We start from the raw sequence: 17,678 nt of genomic DNA on the forward strand, positions 1-17,678 counted from the left end.
ATCTCAAACAACACATCATTTTGAGTAAGGCTCCCTTAGGTTTTTTTGATAGCGGCGTTGGCGGCACTTCAGTTTGGAAAGAAGTGGTTCAGCTTTTGCCACATGAGAACACTATCTATCTCGCCGACTCTAAAAATGCACCTTATGGCATTAAATCCAGGCAAGAGATCATTGATTTAAGCATTAAGAACACAGAGTATCTGCTTGCCCAAGGTTGTAAGTTGATTGCCGTTCCCTGTAACACGGCAACCACAAATGCCATTGATTATTTGAGGGCTAAGTATAACGTTCCCTTTATAGGTATAGAACCGGCCATAAAGCCCGCAGCCCTAAATTCTGATACCAAAAAAATTGGCATTTTAGCTACTAAAGGTACCTTGTCCAGCCAGTTGTTTAAAACCACACAAGAAAAATTCACAAGAGATATTGCCACGATTGAAGTCACGGGTACCGGCATTGTGGAACTTATTGAATCTGGTAAGAAAGACAGTCGTGAGATGAAATCCCTGCTGCAGGAAATCACACAGCCATTCATGACCTCCGGCATTGATTACCTGGTTTTGGGCTGTAGTCATTACCCATATATTAAAACCACCTTGCAGGAATTGCTACCTAAAAACGTTAAGATCATAGATTCTGGTGCAGCCGTGGCAAGGCAGACCTTGGCGGTTTTACAAGAGCAGAATCTTCTCAATACAAGTAGTGACTCAGGACAGCATCGGCTCTTTTCGAATGCAGATCCTACGATTCTGGAAGAGCTTATTCAGCCTGTAGAAAATGCTACAATTGCCTCGTTGGATTTTTGAATAACTTCTGCCCACTGTTGAAAAGTCTAGGGACGAGCCATCGCGCTTCCCTTACCTAAATTGTATTTTTAAACCTCCTAAAATCAAGCACATTGGCAGCCAAAAGTAAGAAGGTCACACCCTTAATGCAGCAATATAACAAGATCAAGGTAAAATATCCTGATGCCTTGTTGCTCTTCCGTGTGGGTGATTTTTACGAGACTTTTGGAGAGGACGCCGTCAAGACCGCTCGCATCCTCAATATTGTATTGACCAATAGGAACAACGGTGGCGAGCGCACAGAGCTGGCAGGTTTCCCGCACCATTCCTTGAACACCTATTTGCCTAAGCTTGTCCGTGCTGGTGAACGCGTGGCCATTTGTGATCAACTGGAAGATCCTAAACAGACTAAAAACATCGTTAAACGTGGAGTTACAGAGTTGATCACTCCAGGCGTTTCCCTCAACGATGAGGTCTTGCAAGCTGGCAGTAACAATTTCTTGGCAGCAATATCGCTTTCGCGAAATGTCTATGCCGTGGCATTTCTGGATATATCAACCGGTGAGTTTTTGATCAGCCAAGGCACCAAAGAAGAAGCCGATAAACTATTGCAGAACTTCAATCCTAGTGAGGTTCTGGTATCTCGCAGCGATAAAAAGCAACTGGCTCAAGACTTTCCTTATGACTTGCCTTTTTTCTACTTAGAAGATTGGGTGTTCCAGATTGATTATGCCAGAGAAAGTCTACTCAAACACTTTAAGGTAAATTCCTTAAAAGGTTATGGAGTGGAAAAGCTGGATGAAGCCCTAATTTCAGCAGGAGCCATACTACACTACCTCGCAGAAACACAACACCATCAAATTGATCACATTGCTACTATCTCTAGAATAGAAGATGATGGCTTCGTCTGGATGGACCGATTCACGGTGCGTAATTTGGAGCTGTATCAGGCTCTCAGTTCTGGTGCCGTTACGTTGATTGATGTCATTGACCAGACGACAACATCCATGGGCGCTCGTTTGCTCAAGCGCTGGATGGCATTCCCGCTTAAAAATGCAGATCAAATAAAAAAGCGACACGATGTGGTCGCTTATTTCAAAGCTCAGCCTCACACCAGAGAAGCTATCAAGATTCAGCTCAAGAGTATGAATGATCTTGAGCGGTTAGTTTCAAAAGTGGCGGTCGGTAAGATTTGTCCGCGAGAGGTGATTCAATTGAAGAATAGTTTGTTGGCCATAGCTCCCATCAAAAAACTGGCAATGGAAGCTCCAGACAGTTCATTACAGGTCTTGGGAGAGAGCCTCAACAACTGTAAGCATCTTGTTGAACTCATTCAAGAACGATTGGATGAAGAGGCACCTGTCAACATCTTAAAAGGAAAAACCATCGCTAATGGCTTTCATGAAGAGCTGGATGAGCTGCGTGGTCTAGCAACTTCTGGAAAGGACTATCTAGATAAGATGCTGGATCGACACAGTAAGGAAACTGGTATTTCCAGCCTAAAAATATCCAGCAATAATGTATTTGGCTATTACATAGAAGTCCGCAATTCCCATAAAGATAAAGTCCCAGAATCTTGGACACGTAAACAAACCCTTGTCAACGCAGAGCGTTACATCACCGAGGAGCTCAAAGAATATGAGGGAAAAATACTGGGTGCTGAAGAGCGTATTCATGCGCTGCAGCAAGAATTGTTTGAAAAGGTCGTTCAAGAAATCATTCCTTTTATCAAGGCCATTCAAAACAATGCACATTTGATCGGCCAGCTGGACTGTTTGTTGTCCTTTGCAGATCATGCTGTGGCGTCCAATTACACGAGACCAGAGATTTTAGAGACTGATGAATTGGTCATTAAAGGTGGACGGCATCCAGTGATAGAAAAAATGCTGCCCGCAGATCAGCCTTATATTCCTAATGATGTACAACTCGATCGTGAGGAACAGCAAATCATCATGATCACTGGGCCCAATATGAGTGGTAAAAGTGCGATCCTTAGACAAACGGCATTGATTGTCCTACTCGCTCAAATAGGAAGTTTTGTTCCTGCAGATGAGGTCAAGATGGGAATCGTAGATAAAATATTTACGAGAGTTGGAGCCAGCGATAACATATCTCAAGGTGAATCCACCTTCATGACAGAAATGAACGAGAGTGCCAGCATTTTAAATAACGTTAGCGATCGCAGTTTGATTTTGCTGGATGAGATAGGTCGTGGAACCAGTACCTATGACGGTATTTCCATCGCCTGGGCCATCACAGAATATCTTCATGAGCATCCATTTAAAGCAAAAACCCTATTTGCTACCCATTACCACGAGCTCAATGAAATGACCGAACAGTTTGACCGCATCAAAAATTATAATGTTGAGGTAAAAGAATTGAAGGATAAAGTGCTGTTCATGCGCAAGCTCATTCCTGGCGGTAGTCATCATAGTTTTGGAATTCACGTAGCAAAAATGGCGGGCATGCCTCAACAAGTGATTCATAAAGCTCAAAAGATTTTAAAAACTCTTGAAAAGTCGCATCAACGAGAAGACTCTAAAGCTGCCATGAAAGCGGTGCAAGATGAAGAAATGCAACTGAGTTTCTTCAACCTAGATGATCCATTGTTGGAGGAAGTGCGCAATGAAATACTGCAAGTTGACATCAACACCTTAACGCCAGTCGAGGCATTGATGAAATTGAACGAGATAAAACGCATGCTTGTGGGAAAGGATAAAGCCACAGGATAATTTTACATTAAATCCTTTGCAGAATAAGGAAAGTTATTAAATTTGCATCCGCTTTGAAACTTAGTTTGAAAGTGATTGTTCTTCAAATTTTGAAATACAATAATGCGAAAGTAGCTCAGGGGTAGAGCATCACCTTGCCAAGGTGGAGGTCGCGGGTTCAAATCCCGTCTTTCGCTCTAGAAAAAGCCGATTCAACGTCGGCTTTTTTGATCATACCAATGATGTGTCGCTGACACAATCGCTCGAGTGGTGGAATTGGTAGACACGTTGGACTTAAAATCCAATGAGCAGTAATGTTCGTACGGGTTCAAGTCCCGTCTCGAGTACAAAAAAGCTTCTCTTTTAGAGAGGCTTTTTTAGTTTTGTTGCATTTTATAATTACTCGGCTTCACTCGCATCTTTTCCTACTTAGTTTTCAACTGCAGCCTCTTTAACGGGAAGGTGTAATGTGTATTGGGTTTTCGCTTTCGCGAAAGCGAAATAATTAACCAAAACAATGCTCAAATCGAGGTGGATTATAAACTTAAGTTCAGCTTAATTAAGGACGGTGAAGAAATCCTTTAATCCGGTAAGAATGCTTTGTACCGCATAGGATGCGAGGATCAAACCCATCACTTTACTGATGACTGTAATCCCGTAGGAACCTATTCTTTTTTGAACGGCATTTGCAGCAATCAACAGTAGACTTGTTAAAGTGATGACGATAAGAACGAGGACCGTGGTTATGGCTTGTTGCTCTATGCTATACAGGTTGTTGTTGGTCATGAGTACCACGGCCATGATCGCACCAGGTGATGCGATGGATGGGATCGCAATGGGAAAGATGGAAACGTGTTTATAGTCCGTGATTTTACTTTTTTCGCTTTCGGGTTTTCCTTCTCCAAAAATCATGGTCAAGGCAAAAAGAAACAGAATAACTCCACCTGAAATCTGAAAGGCATTCAAGGAGACTTCCATTCCTTCCAGTATAAGTTGGCCTACCACTATGAAAAACAATAGGATCAAGAAGGCGATGAAGGATGCTCGCAGGGCAATCTTACGTTTGTGTTTCTTGTCAAAGTTTTTGGTAGCTTCCAGATATACAGGTACAGATCCCAACGGATCAATTACCGCAATCAGGAATAAAATGGTGGTGATGATTTCTGTCATGTTACTGCACTCTTTTTCCCTGTGTGGTAAAGGAAAGGCCTTGCTGCCTGTTGGTAGAGTTCATGATACCTTCAAACATAGGTTCTGGAGTCGTTGTTGAGGCTTTCCATTCAAAAAGGAAATTTGATCCTGTGCCACCAGTGACGTCTTCTTCGTCTATGATAATTTCCACAGTTTCCATAGGTGCTAGATAGATGGGCTGATCAAAATAGGTCCTGATCATTTTACCATGCGTATCAAAATATTTGGCACTGAGTACGTAAATAGAATCCGTATCGCTGGTGTTGCGCAGGCTTGCCGTGGCGGTAAGATTGATACGCTTATGTTCTGATAGGTTATAAATCTGCGAATAGATAGAAAGATAAGTCTTTCCAATTTCTAAAGAATCTAATTGAGAGGTATCAGCAGCTCTTTTGGACCAGTTCTCTGGATTGACGGAACTCATTTTTTCCTGCTCCTCGCAACTTGCTAGGGCAAGTGCAAAAAAGCAGAAAGTGTATAGATAGTCTTTAATTCTCAACCTTTTATATAAGTTCATCTCCATCCTATTTTAAATCATAAAGATACTTATTTGATATCAAGTTATTATGAGGTTCAAGACAGTAGCTCGTTAGGTTTAACAATGCTTTTTTCGATTTTAAAACTTCTTTTGAGATTGATATTCGCTTGTACGCAGAAATATAAGTTGTCTGCTCCTGATATCTTTACCCCAAACAAATGGTCCAATCTTAACGTAACATTCTCAGCCAGCTTCTTATCAAAACTTAGTGCTATATTATCTTTACAGCAATAGCTAGTGGTAAACTCAAATGGGATATGCAAATGGTTTTCGATCATTTGACGATTTTGGATTAATTGATTACCTAGCTGACCGCTGCACTCAAAACTTAATAAAACATGCTTTCGACTCAACTCATAGACGCGATCACCGCCCAAAAGAAGGAAGTTTCGGTTTCCATGAGATTAAAAAGCGAATCACAACGCTTTAGTCAGCTACTGTTCCATGTATTCTTTGATTCAGAAACAGATACCATTGCTGCATTAAGAGAGTTGGAAGATCTTTTTCTGGTCATACGAAATCTAGCCTGTCCAGATATCAAAGGCAAGCCCTGCAAGACTTGGGAAGACTTTACGGTCGCGATACCAGATCTATTCTGCAGTTTAAAAAAGGATGCTACTGCCATTTATGAGAATGACCCAGCAGCAAAATCTCTGGAAGAAATCTACTTGGCCTATCCTGGATTTTTTGCCATTGCTATTTATAGAATGGCTAGAGTTTTTTACAAACTAGGCTTACCACTTATTCCTAGGCTCATGACCGAATATGCGCACCAGCTTACAGGAATCGATATCCATCCAGGAGCAACCATAGGAGCATCTTTGTTCATTGATCATGGTACAGGTGTCGTCATAGGCGAGACGGCAGAGATCCATGATCATGTAAAGATTTATCAAGGGGTAACACTAGGCGCGCTCACGGTAAAAAAATCCCTTCAAGATCAAAAAAGACATCCTACCATACAAGATCACGTCACTATCTATGCTAACGCTACTATTCTAGGCGGCGATACCGTAATAGGCGCACATAGTACCATTGGTGGAAACGCTTGGATAACTTCGTCTGTAGATAAAAACACGGTGGCGATCTATACCGCACAGGTAAAAACATCAACCCAAAAAACACATTCATGAGTCACTCGATTCTAGATCAGATAGGAAACACGCCACTGGTAAAATCCATGGTACTTAATACAAATCCCAACGTCACACTCTATTTTAAAATGGAAGGTGATAATCCAGGTGGCAGTGTTAAGGATAGAGCTGCATTTAACATGATCAAGAGTGCGCTGGAAAGAGGTGAGATTGATCAGAATTCCAAACTAATTGAAGCAACCAGCGGCAATACTGGTATCGCTCTAGCCATGATCGCTGGGATCTATCAACTGGATATAGAACTGGTCATGCCAGAGAACGCCACAATAGAACGTGTGCAAACCATGAAAGCCTATGGCGCAAAAGTTACCCTGCATCCAGATGGCATTGAAGGCGCGAGAGATTATGCCACAGATAAAGTAGAAAAAGAAGGATATTTTTCCTTCAATCAGTTTGCTAATGAGGACAACTGGAAGGCGCACTACAAAACCACTGGCCCAGAAATATGGGCAGACACAGATGGCAAGGTCACGCATTTCGTCTCCTCGATGGGAACCACGGGAACGATCATGGGAACCTCTACCTATTTGAAGGAGCAAAGCAAAAACGTCCAGATCGTCGGCGTACAACCTACAGATGGCTCCAGCATTCCGGGAATACGTAAATGGCCCAAAGAATACCTGCCCGCCATCTTTGACGCCTCAAAAGTAGATCGTGTGATGGAAGTAAGTACAGAGCAAGCAAGAGCTATGGCCAGACGTCTCGCTAGGGAAGAAGGCATTTTTTCTGGGATGAGTAGTGGTGGAGCCACTACAGCAGCCTTGAAACTGGCCAGTGAACTGGAGAGCGGCGTGATCGTGAGTATCATCTGTGACCGCGGCGACCGTTATCTTTCTTCAGACCTTTTTGAGTAAAATACTAGGTGTTTGATAGATGAGGTTGATGATGAATTTCGCTTTAGCGCCTGCCTGTCGGCAGACAGGAAAGCGAACTAAAGACACATTTTTCACAATATTAATCTACGGTTGTAGCGATAAGTTTGCAGGTAAGCCGCCGATGGTAGTCAGTTTGATGGAAGCTACTTTAAGCGCAAATTCAACACACTGCTCTAAACTGCGATTCTCCAGCATGGCGCATAAAAATCCAGACCAGAATGCATCACCAGCACCAGTAGCATCTTCTACAGATGTGATGGGAATGGCAGGCATTTCAAGTAAGGCGTGATCTTTACGGGAAACAATTACTCCATCACTGCCACGAGTAAGACAGATCAAATTTGCGCCGTAACCGTGAAGTGTTTCAAAAAGCTCACTGCTGGTCATCGCATTGCCATACAGACGCTGCATGTCATCCATACTTATCTTGATCATGGCGCCGTAGGAGCAGTATTCCTTAATCGTTTTGATCGCCTGATCCTTATCGGGCCATATCCTCGCAGAATAGTTGAGGTCGATGCTTATCAAACAACCTGCAGTAGCGGCCACCTTGACCTTTTCTAAAATAGTGTCACGTGCCGGATTGCGGCTTAAAGCAAAGCAAGTCGTGTGAAATACAGCGGCTGATTTGATGACATCGTCAGGAAGTTGTGAGTTGATGATCTCACAGTCTGCTTCTCTATAGGCTATAAAGTCTGGAGTTTCAGAAGTTTTTGAGACCAGTATGGTGCTCGTGGGAACGTCAGTTACTTTTCTCACATGATCCTGATTCATGCCCAGCGATTGCATTTCCTGCAATAGAAAATCCCCTAAACCATCGTCTCCTATGGTTGCTACCAGCGTAGCCGTAAAACCCAGCTTGGTGAGATTCATCGCCACATTTGCTGGTGATCCACCTAGAAAACGCTTGAATTCTGCTGTATGGGCGATGTCTGGACTGCGGTGCAAGCCTATAAAATCGATCAGGATCTCGCCTATGCAAATGACTTGTTTATTGTTGTCTTTCATCAGGATAGCAGTCTTTTACCGTTCATGTATTCTCTCACGAGAATCTCTCCAGCAGCGCTCCAGGTGCAATATTTGATTCCTATCGCGGCTGTCGTCTGCGTATTGAAGTTTTCGTAATAGCCGTAATCTTCGGCGCTGTTGAGTTGTTTAATGTGAGCTAGGATTTCTTGGCTCTTGTTTTCATGCTGTCCGGCCAGTGCCATTCCATAAAAGCCGTTGACCATTTGCCAGGTGCCGCCATTATGGAATTCATAAGCATGGTTGCGGAATTCATACTTGCAATTGTCCGTCAATAATTCCCAATGCTTGTCGCCTTCCTGGATAGGTTCCCAAAAAGCTGGTAACAAGTTGAGCGGCAAGGTACAGCGCAGCTGTTCTGAGTAGGTAATGACGCTTTCGCGAAAGCGAACTGAACCCAATCCCAGTAACAAAGCAATGGAATTTCCCAAGGCGTCAAACATGGTCTGATAACCCGACGGATTGATGGAAGCCATCCAATAAGGTTTGTCTTCCATTGATTTATAAGCCCTAGGATGAAACGGATGCTCAAAATTTCCTGCGGTATAGTTGCCTTCCAGTATCGTAGTGATCGTACTAATTTGTTCTTCCAAGGCACTTGAAGGTTCCAAAATATGGACGCAGCGTAACGCCCAAAGGCGTAATACCTGATCGTAGAAGATGTGACCTTCCGTAATATATTCATCTGCCCAGTTTCCTGATCTGGGAACGTAAATCAAATGGTTGTTGTTGAATTCCCAAGCCTTGAGTAGCTGGAGTCCTTTATGAATTTTGGGAAGCATTTTTTTAAAAAAGTCCTTTTCACCAGTATGTGATTCATAATTGCAGACTCCTATAATAAACCAGGAAATGGTATCAACACGGCCGGCAAGACCGCCAAAGCTTACTTCACTAGCTCCATCTTCTTTAAAGTGGACGTTTGAAGGTACGTGACCCAATTCATGCTGGTGGCTGGCTAGGGTTTCTAGCGTAGACTTAAAGGTCGCGATCAACGAGTCGTCACCATCCAGCAATGCGGCAAGTCCACAAATAACGCCGTCTCTAGCCCAGATGCGCTTGTAGTTGGAAATATCTGAAGCGCTGGCGAGAAAACCGCGATCTGATCGTGCAGCGGCCAAAAGACTTGATGGATCTTGAGTGATTTCCATAATTATTGAACTACTTGATTCTTGCGTTTTACTTTGATAAATAGGGTAAATACCGCTGCCAGTCCCAGAAACACACCTGCCATTTTGATAACGTTGATAGGGTTGCTACCCAACAATTCATAGACAAATCCCTGCATGGTCAAAATCTGGATGATCATAGGAATTACAATGAACATGTTGAAAATACCCATGTAGACTCCTGTTTTCTCTTTTGGAATGGATCCGGCTAGTAATTGATAAGGCATTGCCAGCATCGATGCCCAAGCGATACCTAAGCCTATGGTTGCTAGGTACAAGGTGTAAATAGGCGTCGCACCACTACCGAATGGGTTAGGGATCGAGAACAAAACTTCTGTAACACTTAAGTATGGAATACAAAACACACCTATACCACCTAGGATCAAAGCAAAGAAATGAACTCCTTTTGCTCCAATTTTGTATGCTAACGGTACTAACGCAAAAGCCACCATAAAACAAACGATGTTATAGGAGCCGTTCACTTGACCTGTCAGCACTTGGGCTTCTTTAAAACCGGCCGTATCGGTATCTAACGTTCCAAAAAACGATAAAGACATTGCAGAGGTCAAGTACTGCCAATAGCAAAACATAGCGTACCAAGTAAAGAATTTTACCGGTATCAATTGCTTCATGGTGAGTGGCATTTCTTTAAAGGCCGTGACGATATCCTTCCAGGTTCTTGTCAGGATATTGCCGTGTTCTTTTTCGGCTTTAATCGCAGCGAGCTCTTCTGGAGTTGGTGGGTATTCTTTGGTAGTATAAACCGATACCAGAATACTGGCAATGGAGGCAAAGGCACCAATGAAGAAAGCCCAGTACGTCGCTACTGGTATACCGTTATCCATGGTGTCTGTCAAAGCAAAGAAACCTATGGAGATCAAGATAGCTGGCGTGAAATTGGCTAACGTGGTTCCTAAGCCGGTAAAAAAGCTCTGCATCAAAAATCCAAGAGAATGTTGCTTTTTAGGTAAGATATCAGAAACAAAAGCCCGGTAGGGTTCCATGGCTATATTGTTTCCTGCATCAAGTATCCATAACAAACTTGCCGCAATCCAGATGGAAGGCGAGTAGGGCATAAATAAAAGCGCTACACTGGCACAGATCGCACCTATCAAAAAGAAAGGCTTGCGACGACCAAATCGTGGCGACCAGGTACCATCACTTATGGCACCTATGATAGGTTGCAAGATCAATCCGGTTACAGGACCGGCAAGCCACAAAATGGGAATCTCACTTTCCTCAGCACCCAGATATTTATAAATGGCGCTCATGTTACTTTGTTGCAACCCAAAACTGAATTGAATCCCGAAGAATCCAAAATTCATGGTCCAGATTTGCCAGAAACTTAGTTTAGCTTTTTGAAACATTATCTTTTGTAAAAGGGATTAATTTTTCAAGAAATTGGTCAAAGTCACCGTCATTGATGAGGTATTCGCCAGATTTTTTGATCACTGGCATGTTTAAGTTTTTTAGGTCAATGGACGCTGCCTTCAACCCTTCGATCATTTCCTTTCTTTTGGCAACATTCGTATCCACATCATAAAATGTGTATTCCACTTTGTTTTTGTCCAGTAGAGCCCTTGAATCGTGACAGTAATGACAGTCGTCTATTCCATAAACGATGAGCTGGGTTTCTTGCTGCGTTGACGTTTCGGTTTGTGAGAACGCATGCGCCGTTGTGAACAAGAAGAGTAAGACAAAAAGGGATTTCATGAGAAAGGCTTTAGGTAAAAAGAGTTGCTGAAAACCTCGCTTTCAGCAACTCCAAGGTACTGATCTAAACTAAAGTAAAAAGGCTAATTTTTAGAATCGGTATCCTAATCCTAATGAAATGGATCTTCCAGGTACTGGACGTACTCTAATGAAATTGGTTTGACCTTCAGTAATTGCGCCTTCTTCAGACTCTGTGATCCCTAAGGTGTCAAAGATGTTGTTGGCAGATAGGTTTGCCGTCAAGTTGTTTGCGATCTGGAAGTTCACGTTACCACTAACAATTAAGAATGCAGGTAATACCAACTGATTGCTGTCTTGTGCAAAAGCCTTAGACTGTCCTATAAAACTTAGACCTACATTATTTTGTGACTCAGCACCAAAGCTGTAGGATGGCAAGAAGTTATAGATAAAGTCTGGCTGTCTTCTAGGAGTGTTTCCTGCATTGTCACCAGAGTCAATTTCGGCATTGGTGTAGGTTACACCACCACGCAGGTTGAGGTTGTCAAATCTGTAGGTACCTTCTAGTTCAATACCTATGGACTTATAATCGTTCTCGATAATTTGCTGTGAGGTTGCTTCAAAACCACCTTCTTCTGTTGTTTTTGCATAGAAAGCAGTTGCGTACAATGCACCGTTTTCAAATCCTTGTTTGTAACCTACTTCTGCTTGGTTGATAAAGTCCAATGCGTTGATCGCATCACCATCTAGATAATTGAGTCCCGCAAAGAGTATTCTGTCAGCTTTCGCGGAAGCGCCTCTAGAATATCTTCCAAACACAGCTTGAGACTCTGACAACTTCAAGTTAGCACCTAAGGAATAAGAGAAATAGTCATAGTCATAATCTACAGTGGTAGGGTTTGCCACGTCAATAGCAGAAACAGACTGCTCGATAAACGAAATTTCACCGTCATTGTTCACGTCATAAGTGGTTTGAACTGGTCCTGCAAAAGTTCCATCTACACGACCTTTATCAAAACGAGCACTTGCATTGAAGTTGAGATTTTCATTGGCCTCGATGGAAACGTCCACATAAGGAGCACTCACATTATAATCAGTGTCGTAGTTGCGCTGGCAACAGTTACCGAATAGGGTAGCGCCATAGCCAATAAGTCCGTTTTCACTGCGAGCGTCGCCATTAGCCGCTGTAGCGTTGATCAAACGAGCACGGTCACCAGATGCTTCCAGCAAATAGGAGTTCCACAACCAGGACATGCTTACATTTTGATAGGATTTGAAGTATCCCAAGGTGATATCGATATTGTCAAATGATTTGGACAACCTCGCATCATTCATAAAGTTGTTGAAGTTATTGAGCTGTGTATCAAACAATACCGTTGGAGCAAGAATGGTGTTGCCAGGAACTGGGCTGCCGTCGTTTGCAAAAGTCAAGTTTGCATAGTCACGTGAGGTAGCAAAATCACCGGCAAGAAAATCGTTGGCCGTCAAGACGCTCGCTGGAAATGGTGAGTTGAATCCACCTTTATTGAAGGAAAATCTGCCGCGATTATCAAATCTCCAACCGTCTACCAGATCAAAGGAAGCCTCAACACCTACTGAGCTTGAAATAGGATTCATACCGTTTGCCACATCAGATCTTCTCAATTCTCCACTGTCGCCTAGACCTACATTTTGACGTAAGAATGGTGTGTGTAATGTTTGACCATTAGCATCAAATCCTGCGATGTCATTAAAATCAGGATCGGCGTTTGTTCCAGAAACAGCAATAGGGTTAGGCAAGTAAGCAATAGCCTTGTCGTTTAGGTGTTTAGCATATAGTCTTACGTATCCTTTTTCAAATTCTTTAGTGATATTAAACTTAAACTGACCGCCATTGTTAGCCGTATAACCAGCATCTCGTATGCCTTCACCCACACGGTAGAAACCACCCATGTGAAAATACAGTCCGTCGGCGATAGGAGCGCCGTACTCAAAATCAGTTCTAAAACTATTGTAATCTGCTCCAAAGGTTGTCCCTAGAGATCCACCTTCTACACGACCTGTTTTGCTAATCAAGTTGATGATGGCACCAGGAGAATTTGAAGAAAGTGTTGATGCAGATCCACCACGTATGGCTTCAATTCTAGCGATGTTGGAATCGTATCTGGTAAAAATATCTGCAGTTGCAAAAGACATATCCCCAAAAAGCAGCACCGGTAAACCATCTTCCTGAATCTGTACATACTTTGATCCACCAGAAGAAACCGGCACACCACGAACAGCAATGTTGGAATTACCTTCTCCACCAGAGGATTCTGCGCGTATTCCTGGAATGGTTCTGAAGATCTCTGCTGTTGTTCTAGGTGCAGATTGTTCTATCACTGTAGGCGTTAGGGTAGTGATCGATACAGATGATTCTAATTTTGACTTTGGGTTTGCCACACCAGTAACGACGATGGCGTCTAGGGAAGCAGCATCTTCGGCAAGTTCAAAGTTGAGCACACGGTCAACACCTATAATGCTTAAGGACTTTTCTACTTTGGTGTAACCTATGGAGCTGGCAACAACAATGTAATCGCCGTCTTCTACATTAGTAATGGTGTAGTTCCCATCAAAATCTGTAATAGCTCCTTTTGTAGTGTTTTGTAGTACAACATTGACATTAAGTAATGGCGTACCGCTCGCGTCTGTGATTTTCCCAGTGATCTTGGACTGTGAGAAACCTACTAGACAAACAAAGAATGCCAGTAGAAAGGCAATCTTATGAATTGAAGTATTTGTTTTCATGATGCATTATGGATTTGTGAATAATTCCTATTGTGGTTGCTAATCTATTGGCATTAGGCAGTTAAAAAAGCGAAATAGAAAACGAAAACGTTTTCGAAAGTACCGAAAACGTTTTCGATAAATTTTCTTAAATTCGATCAACGCATCATTTATGAAACCTACCACACTCAAAGAAATAGCAGAAATCCTAGGCATTTCCATCACTACGGTTTCTAAAGCTTTAAAGGATTATCCTGATGTAAGCAAGAAGACCAAAGCCATGGTTAAGGAACTCGCGGTCACCATGAATTACAGGCCTAATTCCTTTGCCGTGAATTTGCGTACCAAGGAATCCAAAACCATAGGTCTGATCATCCCTGAGATTGTCCATCATTTTTTCTCAAGTGTCATTAAAGGAATCATTAGCCAGGCAGAAAAGAAGGGCTATCTGGTCATTATTTTACAAAGCGATGAATCCTACGTCCTAGAGAAAAAGCAAATGGAGTTGCTGCTTAACAAAAATGTGGATGGACTTTTAATCTCTTTGGCAAATGCCACAGCAGACTTTGATCACTTGACCAATTTTATGGAACAAGGAAAACCTTTAGTGCTCTTTGATAAAGTGGCAAAGATTGTCAACTGCTCAAAAATCATCATTGATGATCGCAAGGCTGCAGAGACTGCCACACAGCATCTCATCGATACCGGTTGTAAACGCATTGCCCATTTTAGAGGGCCGTTGTTGCCTCAAAACTCTATCGACCGGTTCTTGGGATATCGCAAGGCACTGCGTGATAACCATATGGAGTACGACCCGTCTTTAGTCTATATATGCAACGACATGAGCTATGAAGAAGGTGGTAATTATGCAGAGCAGTTGGTCAAGGAACATCCAGATGTCGACGGTGTTTTTATCAATACAGATATGGTTGCCATAGGCGCCATCACCAGACTTAGAGATATGGGAATCGATATTCCTGGTCAAATATCCATTGTAGGTTTTAGTAACTGGTTCATGTCATCGGCGATTTCTCCATCGTTGACCACCATTGATCAGCCGGGTTTTGAGATGGGTAAAGTAGCGTTCAAACGTTTGTACAAAGAAATGCAGGCCGTCAAGTCAAAAAAGCAATTGCCGCCCACAATCAAAGTGCTGGATACCGCACTGGTAAAACGAGAATCGACTAGATCTGTTACTGTTTAGCAATACATTAGAGTTCGCTTTCCTTTCTGCCGACTGGCAAACGCTAAAGCGCATACTTATAAAAACCTACGCAAATAAAAATGCAGCGATTACCGCTGCATTCTATAAATTAAAGGCTCACTGATTAATTATCATCTGCATCAGTGCGCTCTTCCTGTATTTCTTCTTCGATCTCGTCGCCCAGTTCCTCGATTTCATCACCTACTTTTTCTAGGTTATCCTCAGTATCTTCTGTAGCGGCCTCGATGGCATCTTCTGCTTTTTCAGCGGTGGATTCACGGCAAGAAGTGGTCGCCAGTAACAAACCTAGGACAGCGCTGCTTAGGAATATTTTTCTCATAATAATGTTGTTTAATGGATGACTAAATCTAGGTCATTATTCTTAAACGTGAAAGCACGCTTCCAGCCATCAATTTCAGCTTTTTGATTGTGAGGTTACGATTGTGACTTTTACCTTTCTGAATATGAATGGGTCAGTCTATTTTTTCACTCAAGTATTTCCAGTATCGTTTTGGGACGTGTTGCAGGTGCAGTTTCATGTTTTTGCGCGATTCTATGTTGACGCTCTTGAAATATTGATTCCACAGATCACGGTAGTTGTTTTCGCTTTCGCGAAAGCGAGATTCCTGACCAGCTAACTTATTGGTTACGCCTCTTTTTGCTATAGGATCGTCAAATTTTATGGTGATCTCTTCTACTTTTTCCAAGTCATACGAGATCCCAAAATCTCTCTTCAAATCGTAAATGATCCATTTTTGATCTGCATATCTATTTTTAAAATGGCTGCTTATGAGCGGCAACACATTAAAATCTGGCTCGCAATTAGCATAATACACGTCGCCGTCAATCAGGTGAAAGCGTATGAAGGCTTCCATGCGGTGCTTCTCGCGGCCTACCATTTTGGCAGCTTGCGAAATTTTCAAAACGGTGGAGTTCCCGTAATCTCCAGACGGTGCTTTGTTATTCTCAAAGGTGGTCCTGCAATACTCAAAAAGCGTATTCTCGATCCCAATGATCTCACTTAAAAAGGCGCGATAGAGATCGTAAAAATCGCTTTTGCTGGTGAGTTCCTGCAGTTTTTTTAAAACACGTTCTGCCTTGTCGTGTTCTGTAATTACGGTATGTGCCTCACCAAACAGCTGATTCTGCACCTGCGATTCTGGCTGGATGATGGGGCTTTTGATCTTGTGGGCATAAATGGTAAAAACCGTGGTCAAAAAACCATTGAAAGAGCCATCATAAGTCAAGACATTGTTCATGAAAATAGGCTTAATTGATTGGTGAAGTTCTTGCTGTACTTGCTACTGCCTGACAATAGGATCTGGTTCTTTATTTGTATGCCCGTAAGGTCTCGCGTCTCAAACTCCCTTGAATTGCACGTGATGAAATACTTGCTACGGTTCATGGAGATCCCAATGGCTTTTAAGTGTTCCCAGTTGAGTTTTCTATAACGACGTGCACTCAATATTTTGCCTACTGATTTTAATCCAACTCCAGGAATGCGAGCGAGCATTCTCTTTTCTGCCTTGTTGATGTCTACAGGGAATTGATCAAGGTTGCGTAGTGCCCACGAAAGTTTAGGATCAATATCCATGTCTAGATTCTGGTGCTGGTCGTTCAGGATTTCCCGCACGTCAAAACCGTAAAACCGCAATAGCCAGTCCGTTTGATAGAGTCGGTTCTCACGCATCATGGGAACTTCAGTTCCTAGGGCAGGCAATCTGGAGTCATCTGCTACCGGCACGTAACCAGAATAATAGACGCGCTTCATCTGGAACTTGTTATAAAAATAGTTGGCGCTGTACATAACATCGCGATCGCTCTCACCAGTGGCGCCCACGATCATTTGGGTACTTTGCCCAGCAGGTGCATAAACTGGCGTGCTCTTGATGATCTTTTTTTCTGACTTATAAATCTGGATCGAGTTTTGAACTGCTTTCATGGGCTGTATAAAATCCTTGTGGTCCTTATCTGGCGCCAGTAATTTCAAGCCAGCTTTTGTTGGGATCTCAATATTGACTGATAGCCTATCTGCATACAATCCTGCTTCCTGCATCAGCTCATCGCTCGCGCCAGGTATGGACTTGAGGTGAATGTAGCCGTTGAAGTTTTCTTCCAGGCGCAGTTTTTTTGCCACACGTATCAACCGTTCCATGGTGGCGTCTGGACTCTTGAAGATTCCAGAGCTCAAGAAAAGGCCTTCAATGTAATTGCGTCTGTAAAAATTGATGGTAAGATCTACCACTTCTTGAACGGTAAATGCAGCACGTTTTATATCGTTTGATTTACGGGTCACGCAGTAGGCGCAGTCAAAGATGCAAACGTTAGTCAATAGAATCTTGAGCAGTGATACACAACGACCATCTTCAGTATAGCTATGGCAAATTCCCATACCGCTGGAATCGCCCAGTCCTTTGTTTTTGTTCTGTCGTTTGCTGCCGCTACTGCTGCAACTCACGTCATACTTTGCAGCATCTGCCAGTATCTCCAGTTTTTCCTTTATTCTCTCGTAATTCATAATCGTTGCCCACGTATGTGAGTGTTTTTGCTTAGTTCAAATCTTCTTTATGTCACGCCGCCGCATAGTGGCACTGGTTAGAAGTGATCTCAAC

At 42.7% G+C, this 17,678-nt stretch carries 15 protein-coding genes and 2 tRNA genes; 7 read left to right on the forward strand and 10 right to left on the reverse strand.

Features of this window, described 5'->3' with window-relative positions; genetic code table 11:
* Positions 1-17: 17 nt before the first annotated feature.
* The 4 genes from murI to BST86_RS12940 all read left to right on the forward strand — a co-directional run bounded on the left by murI (position 18) and on the right by BST86_RS12940 (position 3,843).
* A complete protein-coding gene (gene murI, locus BST86_RS12925) occupies positions 18-806 on the forward strand; it encodes a glutamate racemase (RefSeq protein WP_105983610.1) in 789 nt (262 codons plus the stop codon).
* A gap of 92 nt (positions 807-898) precedes the next feature.
* Complete coding sequence (mutS, locus tag BST86_RS12930; protein ID WP_105983611.1) at positions 899-3,517, forward strand: DNA mismatch repair protein MutS; 2,619 nt, start codon at positions 899-901, stop codon at positions 3,515-3,517.
* A 104-nt stretch (positions 3,518-3,621) separates the two neighbouring features.
* Positions 3,622-3,693 (forward strand) — tRNA-Gly (locus tag BST86_RS12935).
* Positions 3,694-3,757: 64 nt separating this feature from the next.
* Positions 3,758-3,843: transfer RNA gene (locus tag BST86_RS12940), tRNA-Leu, on the forward strand.
* A 208-nt stretch (positions 3,844-4,051) separates the two neighbouring features.
* On the opposite strand, the gene BST86_RS12945 is transcribed toward BST86_RS12940, so the two are convergent.
* Both BST86_RS12945 and BST86_RS12950 read right to left on the reverse strand, forming a co-directional pair.
* On the reverse strand, positions 4,052-4,666 hold the full coding sequence (locus tag BST86_RS12945; RefSeq protein ID WP_055411653.1) for a MarC family protein: 615 nt from the start codon (positions 4,664-4,666) through the stop codon (positions 4,052-4,054).
* A gap of 1 nt (position 4,667) precedes the next feature.
* Positions 4,668-5,204: a DUF3124 domain-containing protein gene (locus tag BST86_RS12950; protein ID WP_105984042.1), complete on the reverse strand. Its 537-nt coding sequence runs from the start codon at positions 5,202-5,204 to the stop codon at positions 4,668-4,670.
* A gap of 359 nt (positions 5,205-5,563) precedes the next feature.
* On the opposite strand from BST86_RS12950, the gene epsC reads away from it, so the two are divergent.
* A complete protein-coding gene (epsC, locus tag BST86_RS12955; protein WP_105983612.1) occupies positions 5,564-6,358 on the forward strand; it encodes a serine O-acetyltransferase EpsC in 795 nt (264 codons plus the stop codon).
* Positions 6,355-7,233 carry a cysteine synthase CysM gene (gene cysM / locus BST86_RS12960; RefSeq protein ID WP_105983613.1) on the forward strand — a complete coding sequence of 293 codons (879 nt, stop codon included), beginning with the start codon at positions 6,355-6,357 and terminating at the stop codon, positions 7,231-7,233. The genes epsC and cysM overlap by 4 nt, the downstream gene beginning before the upstream one ends.
* Before the next feature lie 105 nt (positions 7,234-7,338).
* On the opposite strand, the gene BST86_RS12965 is transcribed toward cysM, so the two are convergent.
* The 5 genes from BST86_RS12965 to BST86_RS12985 all read right to left on the reverse strand — a co-directional run bounded on the left by BST86_RS12965 (position 7,339) and on the right by BST86_RS12985 (position 13,883).
* The gene (locus BST86_RS12965; RefSeq protein WP_105983614.1) at positions 7,339-8,262 is read right to left on the reverse strand and encodes a carbohydrate kinase family protein; all 924 of its coding nucleotides are present in this window, start codon (positions 8,260-8,262) and stop codon (positions 7,339-7,341) included.
* On the reverse strand, positions 8,262-9,428 hold the full coding sequence (locus BST86_RS12970; RefSeq protein WP_105983615.1) for a glycoside hydrolase 100 family protein: 1,167 nt from the start codon (positions 9,426-9,428) through the stop codon (positions 8,262-8,264). Before BST86_RS12970 ends, BST86_RS12965 begins: the two co-directional genes overlap by 1 nt.
* 2 nt (positions 9,429-9,430) lie before the next feature.
* Positions 9,431-10,771, reverse strand: a complete 1,341-nt coding sequence (locus BST86_RS12975; protein ID WP_242446534.1) for an MFS transporter — start codon at positions 10,769-10,771, stop codon at positions 9,431-9,433.
* Positions 10,772-10,796: 25 nt separating this feature from the next.
* Entirely contained in the window at positions 10,797-11,159 is a 363-nt protein-coding gene (locus tag BST86_RS12980; protein WP_105983617.1) for a glutaredoxin family protein, read from the reverse strand.
* Between the two features lie 90 nt (positions 11,160-11,249).
* Positions 11,250-13,883 (reverse strand): TonB-dependent receptor, encoded by a 2,634-nt coding sequence (locus BST86_RS12985; protein WP_105983618.1) that lies wholly within the window; start codon positions 13,881-13,883, stop codon positions 11,250-11,252.
* 151 nt (positions 13,884-14,034) lie between these two features.
* Here BST86_RS12985 and BST86_RS12990 point away from each other — a divergent pair, with 151 nt between their 5' ends.
* Positions 14,035-15,066, forward strand: a complete 1,032-nt coding sequence (locus tag BST86_RS12990) for a LacI family DNA-binding transcriptional regulator (RefSeq protein ID WP_105983619.1) — start codon at positions 14,035-14,037, stop codon at positions 15,064-15,066.
* Between the two features lie 124 nt (positions 15,067-15,190).
* On the opposite strand, the gene BST86_RS12995 is transcribed toward BST86_RS12990, so the two are convergent.
* The 3 genes from BST86_RS12995 to BST86_RS13005 all read right to left on the reverse strand — a co-directional run bounded on the left by BST86_RS12995 (position 15,191) and on the right by BST86_RS13005 (position 17,584).
* Positions 15,191-15,406 (reverse strand): hypothetical protein, encoded by a 216-nt coding sequence (locus BST86_RS12995; RefSeq protein WP_105983620.1) that lies wholly within the window; start codon positions 15,404-15,406, stop codon positions 15,191-15,193.
* A 133-nt stretch (positions 15,407-15,539) separates the two neighbouring features.
* Entirely contained in the window at positions 15,540-16,325 is a 786-nt protein-coding gene (locus tag BST86_RS13000) for a TIGR03915 family putative DNA repair protein (RefSeq protein ID WP_105983621.1), read from the reverse strand.
* Positions 16,322-17,584, reverse strand: coding sequence for a putative DNA modification/repair radical SAM protein (locus BST86_RS13005; protein WP_105983622.1), 1,263 nt, complete (start codon positions 17,582-17,584; stop codon positions 16,322-16,324). Before BST86_RS13005 ends, BST86_RS13000 begins: the two co-directional genes overlap by 4 nt.
* Positions 17,585-17,678: the final 94 nt, after the last annotated feature.

Source organism: Nonlabens agnitus (assembly GCF_002994045.1).
Lineage (GTDB): Bacteria > Bacteroidota > Bacteroidia > Flavobacteriales > Flavobacteriaceae > Nonlabens > Nonlabens agnitus.